The 14,134-nt window shown below is 59.5% G+C and carries 14 protein-coding genes; 7 read left to right on the top strand and 7 right to left on the bottom strand.

Going from position 1 to position 14,134, the window contains the following annotated elements; translation table 11 throughout:
* Positions 1-130: 130 nt before the first annotated feature.
* The 3 genes from AC3WK5_RS14130 to AC3WK5_RS14120 are packed head-to-tail and all read left to right on the top strand — an operon-like array spanning position 131 to position 4,493.
* Positions 131-613, top strand: coding sequence for a cell division protein (locus tag AC3WK5_RS14130; protein WP_103317574.1), 483 nt, complete (start codon positions 131-133; stop codon positions 611-613).
* Positions 606-2,048, top strand: coding sequence for a TIGR01777 family oxidoreductase (locus AC3WK5_RS14125; RefSeq protein ID WP_103317577.1), 1,443 nt, complete (start codon positions 606-608; stop codon positions 2,046-2,048). Before AC3WK5_RS14130 ends, AC3WK5_RS14125 begins: the two co-directional genes overlap by 8 nt.
* Positions 2,049-2,057: 9 nt before the next feature.
* On the top strand, positions 2,058-4,493 hold the full coding sequence (locus AC3WK5_RS14120) for an alpha/beta fold hydrolase (RefSeq protein WP_103317580.1): 2,436 nt from the start codon (positions 2,058-2,060) through the stop codon (positions 4,491-4,493).
* A gap of 9 nt (positions 4,494-4,502) precedes the next feature.
* Here the strand turns inward: AC3WK5_RS14120 and AC3WK5_RS14115 are convergent, their stop codons facing one another.
* Positions 4,503-5,501 (bottom strand): GlxA family transcriptional regulator, encoded by a 999-nt coding sequence (locus AC3WK5_RS14115; RefSeq protein WP_103317582.1) that lies wholly within the window; start codon positions 5,499-5,501, stop codon positions 4,503-4,505.
* Between the two features lie 109 nt (positions 5,502-5,610).
* Between AC3WK5_RS14115 and inhA the strand changes: the two genes are divergently transcribed.
* On the top strand, positions 5,611-6,291 hold the full coding sequence (gene inhA, locus AC3WK5_RS14110) for an isonitrile hydratase (RefSeq protein WP_103317585.1): 681 nt from the start codon (positions 5,611-5,613) through the stop codon (positions 6,289-6,291).
* Positions 6,292-6,820: 529 nt separating this feature from the next.
* Here the strand turns inward: inhA and AC3WK5_RS14105 are convergent.
* On the bottom strand, positions 6,821-7,183 hold the full coding sequence (locus AC3WK5_RS14105) for an ArsR/SmtB family transcription factor (protein WP_256585247.1): 363 nt from the start codon (positions 7,181-7,183) through the stop codon (positions 6,821-6,823).
* Positions 7,170-7,628 (bottom strand): SRPBCC family protein, encoded by a 459-nt coding sequence (locus AC3WK5_RS14100; protein ID WP_103317588.1) that lies wholly within the window; start codon positions 7,626-7,628, stop codon positions 7,170-7,172. The genes AC3WK5_RS14105 and AC3WK5_RS14100 overlap by 14 nt, the downstream gene beginning before the upstream one ends.
* A gap of 150 nt (positions 7,629-7,778) precedes the next feature.
* Here AC3WK5_RS14100 and AC3WK5_RS14095 point away from each other — a divergent pair, with 150 nt between their 5' ends.
* The gene (locus tag AC3WK5_RS14095) at positions 7,779-8,702 is read left to right on the top strand and encodes an ADP-ribosylglycohydrolase family protein (protein WP_103317591.1); all 924 of its coding nucleotides are present in this window, start codon (positions 7,779-7,781) and stop codon (positions 8,700-8,702) included.
* Positions 8,703-8,833: 131 nt separating this feature from the next.
* Here the strand turns inward: AC3WK5_RS14095 and AC3WK5_RS14090 are convergent, their stop codons facing one another.
* Together AC3WK5_RS14090 and AC3WK5_RS14085 are read right to left on the bottom strand one after the other, a co-directional pair.
* Positions 8,834-10,060: a DUF2599 domain-containing protein gene (locus AC3WK5_RS14090; RefSeq protein ID WP_103317593.1), complete on the bottom strand. Its 1,227-nt coding sequence runs from the start codon at positions 10,058-10,060 to the stop codon at positions 8,834-8,836.
* Between the two features lie 60 nt (positions 10,061-10,120).
* Positions 10,121-11,485 (bottom strand): DUF2599 domain-containing protein, encoded by a 1,365-nt coding sequence (locus tag AC3WK5_RS14085; protein WP_103317737.1) that lies wholly within the window; start codon positions 11,483-11,485, stop codon positions 10,121-10,123.
* 171 nt (positions 11,486-11,656) lie between these two features.
* Here AC3WK5_RS14085 and AC3WK5_RS14080 point away from each other — a divergent pair, with 171 nt between their 5' ends.
* Together AC3WK5_RS14080 and AC3WK5_RS14075 are read left to right on the top strand one after the other, a co-directional pair.
* Positions 11,657-12,046: a GFA family protein gene (locus AC3WK5_RS14080; protein ID WP_103317595.1), complete on the top strand. Its 390-nt coding sequence runs from the start codon at positions 11,657-11,659 to the stop codon at positions 12,044-12,046.
* Positions 12,047-12,126: 80 nt separating this feature from the next.
* Entirely contained in the window at positions 12,127-12,528 is a 402-nt protein-coding gene (locus tag AC3WK5_RS14075; RefSeq protein WP_103317598.1) for a lysozyme inhibitor LprI family protein, read from the top strand.
* A 139-nt stretch (positions 12,529-12,667) separates the two neighbouring features.
* Here the strand turns inward: AC3WK5_RS14075 and peaD are convergent, their stop codons facing one another.
* Positions 12,668-13,786, bottom strand: a complete 1,119-nt coding sequence (gene peaD, locus AC3WK5_RS14070) for a quinohemoprotein amine dehydrogenase subunit beta (RefSeq protein WP_103317601.1) — start codon at positions 13,784-13,786, stop codon at positions 12,668-12,670.
* Between the two features lie 23 nt (positions 13,787-13,809).
* Positions 13,810-14,133, bottom strand: coding sequence for a quinohemoprotein amine dehydrogenase subunit gamma (gene qhpC, locus AC3WK5_RS14065; RefSeq protein ID WP_054596428.1), 324 nt, complete (start codon positions 14,131-14,133; stop codon positions 13,810-13,812).
* Between the last annotated feature and the right edge of the window lies 1 nt (position 14,134).

Genomic DNA, 14,134 nt, shown 5'->3' with positions numbered 1-14,134 from the left:
AAGTGGGCCAATCATCCTGACTCACAACCTTGCCCTAAAGTCCGCCGTTTGCCACGCCTCGCTTTTCAGCAGTAAGCCAGGCAAAACATCGTTACACTTGCCGCCCTAAAGGACGCGATCAGGACAAGGAATGTTACCCACCTCTTCTACCCTCCGGCGCACGCTGGTGGGTTGGCTGTATGCCGCCGCCATGGCGCACCTGCTCGTCAGCCTCATGCTGACCTGGGCCGGCCACTCGGGTTTGCTCGATGGCTATCTGCAAACCCTCGAACAAGCCTTCTGGGCAGACGCCGCGCCTGCCGCCGCCCGCGCACAACAGGTCTGGTGGCTGGCGTTGTTCGGCGCCACCCTGCAAAGTTATTCGCTGTACATGCTGGCGCTGGTGCACATCGGCAACCGCCTTGAAAGCCCTATGGCGTGGGGCTGGTTAATTGCCGGGATCGTGCTCTGGGCCCCTCAGGACATGCTGATTTCGATTCAGGCCAACGTCTGGTCACACTTGTGGATTGACAGCTTTGCGCTGCTCACCCTGCTGCCGCCCCTGTTCTGGCTGTATCGCCATGACCGCCGTCCTCCCCCTGTCAATGTATTGAGTGAATCCGACCATGGCTGATTTTTCCCTTCTGGACTGGGCGCTCACGCTGTTGATTGCCCAAGCTGTTCTCGGTGCGCTGGATACCCTTTATCACCACGAACTGACCGTCGCCCTGCCCTATCGCCACAGCGCACGGCTGGAGTTGTCGATCCACGCGTTGCGTTCATGTTTCTACGGCATCCTGTTTCTGGGCATGGCACACCTGGCCTTCCAGGGCACGTGGGCGATTGTCATTGCGCTGCTGTTCGCGCTGGAGATTGGCCTGACACTCTGGGACTTCGTGGTCGAGGATCGCAGCCGCAAGTTGCCGGCCATCGAGCGCATCATGCACACGGTACTGGCGGTCAATGGCGGTGCGTTCTTCGCGTTATACGGTGTGCAACTGGCGCAATGGGCAACGCTGCCTACCGCCCTGAGCCCTATCGATTTCGGCTGGCGCGGTTGGTTACTGACGCTGTTTGCGATCGGCGTCACCGCTTCTGGTATTCGCGATGGGTTGGCGGCGCTCCGCATGCAGCGCGAAGGCAAACCGGCTAACCCGTTCGCGGGGCTTGCCTATAAGCGTGTACTGGTCACCGGTGGCACCGGGTTTATCGGTGAAACCCTGGTCAATCAACTGCTCGACGCCGGCCACACCGTCAGCGTGCTGGCCCGCGATCCGTTGAAAGCCGCTTACCTGTTTGACGGCCGTGCTCGCTGCCTGCGCTCGCTGAGCAAACTCGGCTACAACGAAACCTTCGATGTGGTGATCAATCTGGCGGGCGCACCGGTTGCCGGTCCGCGCTGGAGTGCCAAGCGTCAGGCGCAATTGCTGGCCAGTCGGGTCAACACCACGCAAGCGTTGATGACCTGGTTGAAGAATGCCCGACATAAACCGGCGCTGTGGGTTCAGGCCTCGGCCATCGGTTTTTACGGCGTGCGTGACGCCAGTGAAAGCCTTGATGAAAGCGCCACCAAGGGCGAGGGTTTCATGGCTGAGCTGTGCGCACGCTGGGAAGCCGCCGCGCAACCGGCCAGCGAACTCGGCGTGCGTCAGGTGGTCATGCGTCTGGGGGTGGTGTTCGGCCCGGGCGGCGCGTTGTTGCCGTTGCTGATTCCATTCCGTTTGGGTTTCGGTGGGCGCATGGGCGATGGCCAGCAGATCATGAGCTGGGTGCACCGCGACGATGTGATTCAAGTGATCGCCCGTGCATTCGACGACAACAGCCTGAGCGGCACCTACAACCTGGTCGCACCGGATGCAGTCAGTCAGGCAGTGTTCGCCGACAGCGTCGGTAAAGTCCTGAAGCGCCCCGTGTGGTTCCACATCCCGGCGGCCCCGGTGCGTGCCCTGGCTGGCGAAATGGCGCAGTTGTTCTTTGACGGCCAACGGGTGGTGCCAGATCGCCTGACGGAGGCTGGCTATACCTTCCGTTACCCGACCCTCGACGCTGCCCTGCGCGACCTGGCCTGAGGACTGTGCATGAGCAAGCCCCTTTTGTACCTGCTGGCCGGCAACGGCAGCGCCGCTGATTGGTGGGATGATGCGCTGCCGTACTTTCAGCGCTATCAGGTGGTGCCGCTGGAGCTGCCGGGGTTCGGGAGCAACCCTCAAGCGCCCTGCGAGGACCTCGCCGCCTACGCTCAGGCGTTGCTGGCAGCGACCGTCAAAGGCAGCGCAATCATGGCGGTCGGCGTGAATGCGTTGCTGGTATTGCATGCGCTGCAACGGCAACCAGGGCACTTTTGCAGGAGTGTATTGCTGGCGCCGGTGGGGGCGTTTTTGTGGCAACGACGTCTGCCGGCGTTGATGTCACCACTGCCCATTCGCAAGACCATCCACTGGTTGCTGGCGAACCAGCCAACGCTGTTTGCACACAAGTTCTCCAGCCAGACCTGGACACCCGCGCAGTACCGGCGCATGGGTGCAGGCTATGAGCGCTGCCGGGCTTTTGTACCGCACTGGGATCTGGTGCGAGCGGACACTGCGCTGCCATTGCTGGAATGGATCAACGATCCGGTCGAGCTGGTCTGGGGCGATCAGGACAAAGTACTGGGCATCGAGCAGGCCGCCGCATGGTCGGCGATTCTGGCCCGTGCCGATTTGACTATCAGCCTGAAATCCGGATGGGGTCATTACCCATGGATCGACTCACCGGCCGAGTTCGCGGCATGGCTGGAATCGGGTGAGCGCGGATTCGTCGCGCACACCAAGGGCGGGCGTTTACGTCTGGCAACACTGGCCGGGCAAGCCGTTCCCCCTGCGCTGTCACTCAATGACTGCAACGATTCACGCTTGCCGGCGTTTCTCGCCAGCCAACCGAACGCCACTTGGGCGGTGCGCTCTTCCAGCTATGGAGAGGATCAGGCCGATGCGGCGAACGCCGGTTTGAGCACCACGTTCCTGCGTGAACCGACGCACAACGTACCTGCGCGGATTGCCGAGTTGAGTTCGTCCGGGGTCGAGGAAGTGGTGGTGCAACGCTTCATCATTCCCCTGCTGTCCGGAATTGCCTTTGTACGTCATCTGTCGGTCGAGCTGGAATGGGTCGAGGGTCACCTCGAGTCACTGGCCGACGGCCAGGTGAGTCCGCAGCGGGCGATTGTTTCGCGGCTCGGCGCCTCTTGGAGCAGCGACACATTCAAGCCATCCCATGGCTTGACCGCGGACCTGCTGTGGCGCTTTTTACAGAACGTGTTGCGGGTCTTCCACTATGTGCCCGGCGACGTCGAATGGGCCTGGGACGGTACGCAATTGTGGTTGCTGCAATACCGGCCGATCAGCGATTACGGCTGGCGTCGACACCTGACCGCCGCCAACATCGCCGAGATCCTGCCGCCACAACCGAGCCGTCTGGTGGAGTACGCCCAACGACGTGCAGCGGCCAGTATCCCGGCGATCATGGCGCGCTGGGATTCACGCGTATTGCAGGACAACGAGCCATTCACTGCGGTGTTCGGCGGCGCCTCCTATATCAACAACGACCTGTTTCTCGCCCGCTTGGCGGACTGGGGAATCTCCGCCAGCAGCTACGCCGGTGAAGTCGGTGGCGCGACGCCGGAGCTGCCTTGGCGGCCTCTGCGTCTTTTGCGTTCGCTGCCGTTATTGCTGCGTATGCAACGCATCGCTCGCGGGCATTTGCTGACGCTGGAAAGCCGATTGCAGCGCTTCGACCAGGAGCTGACAGACCTGATAGCGCAAAGCGCCGACGGCCAGCAACTCGCCGACTGGTTCACCCGGTTCTATGTGTTTGTGGTGCAGGGAAACCTGTGTATCGCCACAGCGTTGGCCAGCAGTGGTGGCGATCTGCTGGGGCGCCCACCGACAGCGTATGACGACCTTGAGCACTGCCCACATCGACTGCCATGGGAAACCGATCCGGCGACGCCACGCCCGGCACCGACCGAGCTACCGTTGCAGGCATTCCCGCGATGGTCCCGAGCCATCCACCTGGCTCATTCGACGGGTTTGCCAGGCTTGCGCGGTTACTACCTGCAAGTGCGCGAGTGGTATCGCGACAATCTGATGCGGCTGTTCTTTCGCCTGCACCATGCCATGCCGATGGCGGATCGGGCGCACTGGTTCGGAGCCCATCCGGAGATTCGCACGCGTGACGGCAGCTTCTGGCAGGACGGTCGTGAAGGTACCGAGCAGGCCACGGGGTTCATGATCTATCCGGGGCAGGTCCAGGGCATTCTGGGTGACGATATTCTGCTTGAAGACACCCTGGACCCCGGACGACACGCGCACTACCAGACCGCGCGGGCAGTGATCGCACGCATGGGCGGACGCTTGTCCCACGGCTCGACCTTGCTGCGTGAACTGCGCAAACCCTCGGCGGTGCTGCCCCAGGTCGATCTGGCGTGGTTAGGCCGTGAAGTGCGGTATTGCGATGGTGAGTTGACGTTGGTGAAGTAAGCGCAAGCCTTACATCTCGCAGGTCTCTGTGGCACAGCAGTCATCGCGCGAAAACCGCTCGCGGTACGCCTGCGGTGTCACCCCCATGGCCCGCAGGAAACTGCGGCGCAGGGTTTCTTCGCTGCCGAACCCGCATTGCACGGCGATCCGTTTGATCGGCACTCCGGTGTCACTCAGCAATCGTCGTGCGGTTTCGACGCGGATCAGTTCGATGGCCCGCGCCGGGGTCTGGCCGGTGTCGGCGCGGTAGTGTCGGATAAAGCTGCGTTCGCTCATGCCCGCTTGCAGCGCCAGCGCCGGGATGCCGAGGTCCAGGCTGAGGTTTTCGGCGATCCAGGCGTGTAGCTCATCAAAGCGATTGCCGTGCTGTTGCAGGTCCAGCGTCACGCTGAACTGTGACTGGCCGCCCGGGCGCTTGAGGAACACCACCAGTTGCCGGGCAACTTCCAGGGCAATCCCGCGCCCCAGATCTGCTTCCACCAGCGCCAACGCCAGGTCGATGCCGGCTGTAACCCCGGCCGAGGTCCAGACCGGGCCGTCGTTGATAAAGATCGGGTTGGGCTCGACTCGCAGTTGCGGGTGCTTTTGCGCCAGCTGATCGCAGCGGGTCCAGTGGGTGACCACGCGACGACCGTCGAGCCAGCCGCTGGCGGCCAGTAAAAACGCCCCAGTACACACCGACGCCACACGCCGGGAAACCGCAGCCTGTTGACGCACCCAATCCACCAGCACAGCGTCTTCGGCCGCCGTGTAAACACCCCAGCCACCCGCGATGATCAGCGTATCGGAAGACTCGCTCGGCAACGGTTCGGCCAACAGCGCCAAGCCGGCCGAGGACATCACCGCCCCGCCGCCATCGGCAATCACCGTCGGCGCATAGGGCGGCGGTAATCCTCGCTGCGCGGCCATGTCATTGGCCGAGGCAAACACCTGCAATGGCCCGGTGACGTCGAGCAATTGCACATTGGCGAAGGCCAGCACATGAACGGTTTTCGGTGAGTTCGGCATGATTGGCGTAATTCGAGGGCTGATTGGCGTATACGCCAAATCCTACGAGCCTACAGTCAAACCGTCCACCCAATAAGGGTGTGAACACGCAGACCAAGGAGATAGCGTCATGACGTTGCAGATCGGTTTTCTGTTGTTTCCACAGGTGCAGCAACTGGACCTGACCGGACCTTACGATGTGTTGGCCTCGCTGCCGGACGTAAAGGTGCATTTGATCTGGAAGGACCTGGTCCCCGTGACGGCAAGCACCGGCCTGGTCCTGAAGCCGACCACCACGTTCGATGACTGCCCCGACCTGGATGTGATTTGCATCCCCGGAGGCAGCGGCGTCGGGCCGTTGATGGAAGATCCACAAACCCTGGCATTCATTCGCAAACACGCCGCCCAGGCACGCTACGTGACTTCGGTGTGCACCGGTGCATTGGTACTCGGCGCTGCTGGATTGCTCAAGGGAAAACGGGCGACGACCCACTGGGCCTATCATGAATTGCTGAGTCTATTGGGCGCCATCCCGGTTCGGGACCGGGTGGTACGCGATGGCAATCTGCTGACCGGTGGCGGGATCACGGCGGGGATCGATTTTGCCCTGACCCTGGCCGCTGAGTTGTACGACAAAGACACTGCGCAATTGGTGCAGCTGCAACTCGAATACGCGCCCGCGCCGCCCTTCAATTCGGGCGACCCGCAAAGCGCGCCAAAAGCAGTGCTGGAGGAAGCCCATCGGCGTGCAGCCGCCTCGCTCAATCAGCGCACGCTGATCACCGAGCGTGTGGCCGCACGTCTCGGTTAAGCGCTTGGTCAGGTCTGAAACAGACTTTTACAGCGCCCATAAAAAAACCCGCCGAAGCGGGTTTTCCAAGACCATGACGACATCCTGTCGCTGCATTCCTTGCAAATGGTCGATCATCCATGACCCTGAGCGCGTCCTGCGCTGCAGTTGATGGAGTCAGATTAGGCCTGAATCCACAGGCGCAAAAGACGACATACCATCGCCCGTGCGTAAGCCATTGGCTATACGTCAGGTCCAGCCCCAATCGGCCGATTCCTGCAGGCAAAAAAAAACCCGCCGAAGCGGGTTTTCAAGACCATGACGACATCCTGTCGCTGCGATCCTTGCAAATGGTCGATCATCCATGATCCTGAGCGCGTCCTGCGCTTCAGTTGATGGGTGTAGATTACGCTTCGGATCCAATCTGAAACAGGAGACATAGCTACTACTTCGTGTAAGACATTCGCCATTGCAGCACTTCCGAAACCCTTAGACACCCCAGGTTTCAAGTGCCTGAGTCGCGTGTTTCGCGTCAGCTACGGCTCGCAATTCATTGTTCGACAAAGGCTTTCAGATTCACCAGCGCGTGGTCCCACTGCTGGCTGATCACTTCCAGCGAGCGGCGGGCCTCGTCCAGTTGCGCCGGCTCGAAGACCCATCGGCGTTCACGGCCCCGCTTGGTGTCACGCACCAGACCAGCGTCAGCCAGCACCCGCAGGTGTTTGGTTACAGCCTGGCGGCTGATGTCGGTGCCGGCGGTCAGTTGCGCGATCGACATTGCCCCGCCACCACACAACACGTCGATCAGCCGCAGCCGGGTTTCGTCGCCGAGCGCGGCGAAAGTCAGCGCCGAGCGGCCCAGCGCAGTAGTGGCCGACGGTGTATCCAGCGTTAAGGCGTCAGGGGGTGGCAAGGTACGTCTCGATGTTGGTCATTTGTTCATCCCAGCCACGACTGTTCATGCGGAAGGCTTTCAGACGGCGTTCTTCCGGAATGTTATCGAAACCGGACTCGACGACCTTCAGCAACGTGCCGCCCTCCATGTCTTCGAGCTCGAACAGCACCAGAGTGGTAGGCTCCAACGAATAGTCCACGGCCGGGTCCACCGGATACGGATGCCAACGGAATGCAAACACCCGCTCGGGCTCGACCCGCGCCACCTGCACGTCCCAGACCAGATGTTCATAGCCCGGATAAGTGATTTGCCCCCGGGTTCGCTCACCGGCAACAAAGCGTTTGCCCTCAAGCGCGACACCAAACCACTTGCCGAAGGATTCGGCATTGGCCAGGGCCCGCCAGACGGTGGAGCGTGGAGCCTTGAGCAGGATCTTTCTTTCGATGCGATCTGATGAGTGCATAGGTCACCTCCTTTGATGAACACTAGGCCCGGATGGCTGAATGCGCAACTTTCTGGTTGCATAAAAACATTCGGACAGGCTTTACCTTTCTGTCATGACGCCTGGAAATGCTAACGTCGCCAGTGAACTGGCCCAGAACAAGGATGCTTCATGTTGCTTACCCTTTCGGAGCGTTATCGCGGCTGCCTGCTGGGGCTGGCTTGCGGCGACGCAGTCGGTACAAGCGTAGAGTTCAAACCGCGCGGGTCGTTCCCGGCGCTCACCGATATGGTAGGTGGCGGCCCGTTCAATCTGAAACCGGGCCAGTGGACCGATGACACGTCGATGGCGCTGTGCCTGGCCGAAAGCCTGCTCACAAAAAATGGTTTTGACGCCTTCGACCAGATGGGGCGTTATCTCAATTGGTGGCAATGGGGTTACCTGAGCTCGACTGGCGACTGCTTTGATATCGGCATGACCGTGCGCGAAGCCCTGACTCATTATCAGGAAACCGGCAATCCATTCGCCGGATCGACCGATCCGTTCAGTGCAGGTAACGGTTCGCTGATGCGATTAGCGCCGATGGTGCTTTTCTATTTCCCTGACATCGATCAGATCAACGTGTATTCCGCTAGCAGTTCCAGAACCACCCACGCCGCCCCGGAAGCCATCGAATGCTGTCAGCTGTTCGCCGAATTGATTTGCAGAGCATTGCAGGGCGCGTCGAAATCAGATTTACGACACTTGGGCCACAGACACTTTTCAGAACCCAAAGTCGCCGCGATTGCCAGTGGCAACTATCTCGCCAAACCAAAATCCGAGATCGTGGGTACAGGCTACTGCGTTGCCTCGTTAGAGGCGGCGCTGTGGTGTTTCCATCACACCGACAGCTTCGAAGACGCCATTCTGCAAGCCGCCAACCTGGGTGATGATGCTGACACTACCGCCGCTATTGTCGGGCAGTTGGCCGGAGCTTTTTACGGTGTAAAAGGAATCCCCAATAGTTGGCTTGCGAAGCTGCACATGCACGATGAGATTGAAGCGACAGCCGACGCATTGTTACAGGCATCAAACACCCACCACACGCACGACTGATCCGACCGCCAGGTTTTGCCGCCGGGTTCATGCGTCACCTCCTGTTATCAACACCAGGCCCCAATGGCGATTGCGCAGCCTTCAGGTTGCGCAATCGCCGTTGCGGTCGATCTTCACCGCCTGTCTGCGTATCAGGTGTTGTTGCAACCCTTGGCGATGGAGTCTTCATTGGAGGTGTAAGGCCTGGAAGGTTCCAGGTTCCACTCAGGCTTGTTGCGGGCAATGTTGAAATGGCAAACCAACTGGCGGCGCATGCTGCCGATGTTGCTGTCACGGTTGTCCGGGTTGTCTTTCCAGTTCGCGTCCAGGTAGTGATCGGCAGCCAGTTCGTTGAAGAAGTTGTTGGTCTGGCCGTCCTGTACCTTTCTGCCGCAATCGGTCGGCGTCACTTCGAGGGTCATGACCTTCTTGCCAAAGCCCGGGTCGTCACGCTCAACCCAGCTTGCGCTTTGTACGTAACGATCACAGCCGTTCTTTTCAGTCGTGGGGTAGATCACCTGCTTTTTACTGTCGTAGACAAAGGCTGCGTCTTGTTGAGGGGTTTGCGGCAATTTCATGTTGATGACCGGCAAGTGCTGCTGCACCGCCTTGTACCATTGGATCTGATTAAGCCGGGCGCCCTCCAGGCCGCTGTCTTCGGTATAGAACAGTGCAAGGATCGATGGGGATTTCGGCGGACTCTCTTCCCACTTGGCCAAGCGCAGTTCGTTCTGGGTGCCGAACGATTCGGCAGCAATCTTGCTCATCGCACGGATGCTTTGGTAGAAGGCCGGACCCGAGGCACTGTTGCGTTCATCACGTACGTCGAATGAGCATTGGCGTGAGTGATCACCCCTGTTCTGCTGGTAATTGGCAGCCCATTGCTCGGCAGTGGTCACGCCTTGTTCGTGACAGAATTTTTCCACGTTGCCGGGGGTTCGCCGCGAGTCGGTGCAACCTTGTTGCCCGCGATCATCGGTGGCCGCATCGATCGGGAACGAACACAACACGGCGTAATCCTGATGGTCCTTGGGGTTGCCGAAGATGGTGTCAAAAATGAAGCCGCTTTTGAGCCCATAGGCCAGCTTGCGGAACTTCGAATCCTTGCGCAGATACGAGGCGGATACCCCGCCACTCGCCTGGCTTTTCGGGCTGATGCTGTAGAACTGGTAATCGGTCGAAGGCCAGGTCGCCCGAAACAGCACACCCGAACACAGAAACGCCGGTTTGGACGGCCCGCCGCAATCTTGCCGGGTGTCGTTATAGAGTTGGTTGAGACGGGTGACCGTGTCGCTGCCCAAATCGGCATGGGCCGTGGAAAAAAATGACAGGCCAGCGATGGCGACTGCGCTGGCAATGGGCGCTTTGATTCCTTTCATAGGGATCCCTCCTGGTGGTTGAAACGGGACGGCCAGTGCAGGCCGTCATGTCCTTCTCGTTCAGCGCGGGACCGGGTTGCAACCGGCCGCTTTCGCTTCACTGTCTGAAACAGTGGGCCTGAAAGGCTCCAGGTTCCACGGCGTCTTGCTGCGGTAATTGACCAGCACACAGTTCAGTTGCTGACGCATGCTGCCGGCAGACTTTTCTTCTTCACGCCAGTTCTGGTCGCGGCCCTTCATGGCGAACAGTTCGTCGTACAACGCGCTCAATTGATTACTCGGCAGCGCCCGCCCCTCGGCGGTGGGCACGACGCTCAAGGTCCATTCATCCTTGCGGGTGCCGGGGTCGTAGCGTTTGACCCAGTTGGCCGACGCGATGTACTGACGGGGCGGTGTGCTGGCGACCGGGTCAACGGGGGCGTTGGCGTTCAGTGCGATCACCTGATCGGCGGCCACGTAGCTGAAGCGCTGCTCTGGGGGCTTGGTGAAGTCCAGGCGCAGAATCGGTACTGGGTAGCCCTGGTCATTCAATTTTTTCTGGAAGTTGCGCGCACTCTTCAGACCATCTTCCGGCTTGGGCGGCGCCTGGTCGCCTCGGGTGGCGAAGTTTTGCGTGCTGTTGACGTTGTAGATGAAGGCATCGATGTATTTCATGTTCTCGCTGCCATCGTTGGTGGCGGAAGCGTTTTTGAGCATGAACTCGTTGACTTGGGTCTTGATCGAAAACGGGTCCTTCATGGTGGTGGTTGCACGGGACTCATGCACCCGGATCATGGCATTCCAATCACTGGGTTTTTCGGCATTCCAGGAACACTGGCTGGACTGGATGGGGCCCTTTAACAGCCCGGTGTATTGCTGGCTCCACTTTTCTGCGGTGGTGACCCCGGCTTCGGCACAGGTGCCGTAAGCCCACTGGGCATTCTTGTTGTTCAGCGTGCCCTGGGCGTTTCTGGGTGGCTCCTTACTGTCAAAGAAGCCGCAGCCATACCACTTGCGTTCCGGTCCGGTGCCACCATCGAAAGCATAGATGCAGGTCCAACCCTGCTCCTTGACCGGCCGGTTCAACGCCGCCGCATCCGTTGGGGTGCGCATGATGAAACCGGCGGGATGAATCAGAATGCTGGTGCTCAGGTCCTTGCGAATCCAGGAGTAAGAGGTCGCACCGATCTTGATCGCATAAGGGCTGTAATCCCAGGGATTGAAGGGCCCGTCATTGACCATGCGCAGTGTCACGCCGCTGCAATAATAATGACCGCGCGCGGCCCCGGAATCGATTTCCTTGCAGTCGTTATTCAGCGTGTTGTAGTTGCGGTTGATTCGATTCAGGGTCTCGATCGGATCGAGGGCGGGTTGTGCGGCTATCGCCGATAACGCAAAGGTAGAAGTGAACGCCAGAATAATTGGCGCACATGCCATAGGGCGCATGCAGACCTCCTTGTCGCAGTGCTGGATGATGATTTCCAGTTTCGCAGCGTAGACCAAACCCGGCATCTGTTCCTGTCACTGGAACTTTTTAGTCGGCACGTCTCGGACTTATCCGATCGCCCTAAAAGAAATACCCTACGCACAGCACCACTTTTCAAAGGATGAATCAGCATGAAAACACTCCACGGCAGTTGCCTGTGCAAGGCCATCATCTATGAACTCGACAGCCTCGACATGCCGATCAGCCACTGCCATTGCCACACCTGTCGCAAGGCCCACGCGGCGGCATTCGCATCAACGGCCGGGGTCATGCGCGAGCATTTTCGTTGGGTCAAAGGTTTGGATAAGTTGTCATCTTTTGAGTCCTCGCCCGGCAAGCTGCGGCACTTCTGCTCGCAGTGCGGCTCGCACCTGGTGGCCGAACGTTTGGCTCAGCCGCATGTAATTGTGCGGGTGGCGACCCTTGATGATGATCCGCAAATGACGCCGCAGGCGCACATCTGGACCTCTCACGATGTGCCATGGCTGGCTTATGAAGGAATGATCAAGTCTGCCGAATAACCACCGCCACAGGTTGCACAAGTGCGGCGACTGCACTTCAATCAGCCGTTCAACTCCTCGAAGACCCACGCGAGCTTTCCATGCCTCCACGCTTTTTACTGGCACTTGCGCCGCTGCTGCTGACGCCCTTCGCCCACGCCGACGACTGCGCTAATGCCGCCGACCAACGCACGATGAGCGAGTGTGCCGCCAAGAATTACAAGAAGGCCGACACCCAGCTCAACGCCCTCTACAAGCAGATCAATGACCGCTTGAAGGACAACCTCGAGAGTAAAAAACTGCTGGTCGGTGCACAGCGTGCCTGGGTGGCGTTCCGTGATGCCGAGTGCGAGTTCTCGGCGTCCGGGGTGGCTGGCGGCAGCGTTTACCCGATGATCTACAGCGACTGCATGGCCGGGCTGACGCTAAAACGTGTCGAGGCCTTCAAGACTTACCTCGAGTGCCAGGAAGGTGACCTGAGTTGCCCGGTTCCCGGGGTTTGATGCTCGAGCGTCTGTAAGGGCCTCTTCGCGAGCAAGCCCGCTCCCACAGTAGATTTTTGGTGTACACACAAGGTGTGTACGACCGAGATCCAATGTGGGAGCGGGCTTGCTCGCGAAAGCGTCCGTGCAGGCACCGTGATTACCGGATAAACACTTGCGCCGTGGTGATCGCCATGTCGCCCCCCGGCATTTTGATGCTGCCGATCTGTTTCAGGCTGTCGGCATCAAAGATCGCCACGTCGTTGAAAGTCCCGGCCAGGTAGATCTTGCTGCCGTCCTTGTTGAAGGAAATGCAGTAGTAGGAGTGATCCAGGTTTGCCGACTGCAGCAGCTTCTTCTGTTTGATGTCGTACTTGGCCAGACGATTGAGCACGCCGAACATCAGGTTCGGGTCTTTCGGCGAGCGCATGCCGCTGAAGTAGATCTCGGTCAGCGGGCCGAAATCGGTGGTTTCGGTCTTGCCGGTTTTCAGGTCGATGCTGAACAGGCCATAGAGGTTTTCGGCAGTGGCCGGGTCCTGTTTCTTGTCCTTGAATTTCGCTGTGGTGTAGAGCAGCGAGAAGTCATGCCGATACGTCTGCTGGTTCCACACGTAGAGCACGTCCGGTGCACTGTAGTTCGGACGTTTCCAGTGCCGACTGGGGATCAGCACGTCGAACTTGCCGGTTTTCACGTTGACCTTATAGATGTCCGCCCCCGCCACATACAACGTGCCGTCATCACCGCTTTGCATGATGGTCAACTGGCGCGGTGCTGGAAAGCTGCGCAGCGGTTTGGCGCTCATACCGGCATCGGTGGCGTAGACATCCAGCCGTGGTGGCTGCACTTCGTAATGATCGTTGAGCATCAAGGTCGGGTTGGCGACGGTGTACAGCTCCTTGCCGTCGTGACTGAGGGTGAACGCGAACATCGACCGCGCCTTCTCCCCCGGTTGCTGGGTGATGCTGGCGTGGAACACCTGCTTGCAGCTGTCGAGTTCGACACCGTAGATATCCGCGTAGTGGTTGTTCAGCACGTAGGCGGTCTTGCGGTCTGGCGACAACTGAATGGTGCCAGGGCCAAAGGCGTCCGGCAGTTTGCAGGTCTTGTACAGGCTGTCGGTTTTAAGGTCGATGACGTTCAGGTTGTTCGGGTAATTGGTGGTCAGCATGTACTCGTGACCACTTTGAAGCACGGTGTTTTCATCGGCCAGAACGCTGAGTGAACAGGCACTCAGGATGGCGGAAGCGGCCAGGCCGCAGGCATTGATAAGGCGCATGCAGGAATCCTTCTTCTGTCCGATTATTTGTCTTTAGGGAACACGGTGCCGAGGTTGCGCCAGCTCTCGTTGGAAGCTTGGGCGTCCTTGTTCCAGTCCGGGTAGGTGCTCATCATGTCCGGCACCTGGGCCGGCCACCAGCAAGGGTCGGAACAGCCATAAAGGTCAGCTTCCATTGGCTGGCACAGCGACGACACACCGCCAAAGGCGTCGATTTCCCACCCCGGATCGGTGGTCGAGGCGCAGCCGGCGACGGAACTCATGGCCACCACTTCTTCGATACGGTTTTCGGCCGCGGCCTGATCGAGCTTCTGCGCTTTGTTATTGATTGCCTTGAGATGTTTCATA

Source organism: Pseudomonas sp. FW306-02-D09B (assembly GCF_058782685.1).
Note: the sequence above shows the minus strand (reverse complement) of the source record. Positions and strands in the feature narration are given on the sequence as shown.

Coding starts and splice junctions, on each gene's coding strand:
- AC3WK5_RS14125 (WP_103317577.1), top strand. CDS start 606: ATGGCTGATTTTTCCCTTCTGGACTGGGCGCTCACGCTGTTGATTGCC.
- AC3WK5_RS14115 (WP_103317582.1), bottom strand. CDS start 5,501: ATGCCGAACTCACCGAAAACCGTTCATGTGCTGGCCTTCGCCAATGTG.
- inhA (WP_103317585.1), top strand. CDS start 5,611: ATGACGTTGCAGATCGGTTTTCTGTTGTTTCCACAGGTGCAGCAACTG.
- AC3WK5_RS14095 (WP_103317591.1), top strand. CDS start 7,779: ATGTTGCTTACCCTTTCGGAGCGTTATCGCGGCTGCCTGCTGGGGCTG.
- AC3WK5_RS14120 (WP_103317580.1), top strand. CDS start 2,058: ATGAGCAAGCCCCTTTTGTACCTGCTGGCCGGCAACGGCAGCGCCGCT.
- peaD (WP_103317601.1), bottom strand. CDS start 13,786: ATGCGCCTTATCAATGCCTGCGGCCTGGCCGCTTCCGCCATCCTGAGT.
- AC3WK5_RS14130 (WP_103317574.1), top strand. CDS start 131: ATGTTACCCACCTCTTCTACCCTCCGGCGCACGCTGGTGGGTTGGCTG.
- AC3WK5_RS14100 (WP_103317588.1), bottom strand. CDS start 7,628: ATGCACTCATCAGATCGCATCGAAAGAAAGATCCTGCTCAAGGCTCCA.
- AC3WK5_RS14075 (WP_103317598.1), top strand. CDS start 12,127: ATGCCTCCACGCTTTTTACTGGCACTTGCGCCGCTGCTGCTGACGCCC.
- AC3WK5_RS14080 (WP_103317595.1), top strand. CDS start 11,657: ATGAAAACACTCCACGGCAGTTGCCTGTGCAAGGCCATCATCTATGAA.
- AC3WK5_RS14090 (WP_103317593.1), bottom strand. CDS start 10,060: ATGAAAGGAATCAAAGCGCCCATTGCCAGCGCAGTCGCCATCGCTGGC.
- AC3WK5_RS14085 (WP_103317737.1), bottom strand. CDS start 11,485: ATGCGCCCTATGGCATGTGCGCCAATTATTCTGGCGTTCACTTCTACC.
- qhpC (WP_054596428.1), bottom strand. CDS start 14,133: ATGAAACATCTCAAGGCAATCAATAACAAAGCGCAGAAGCTCGATCAG.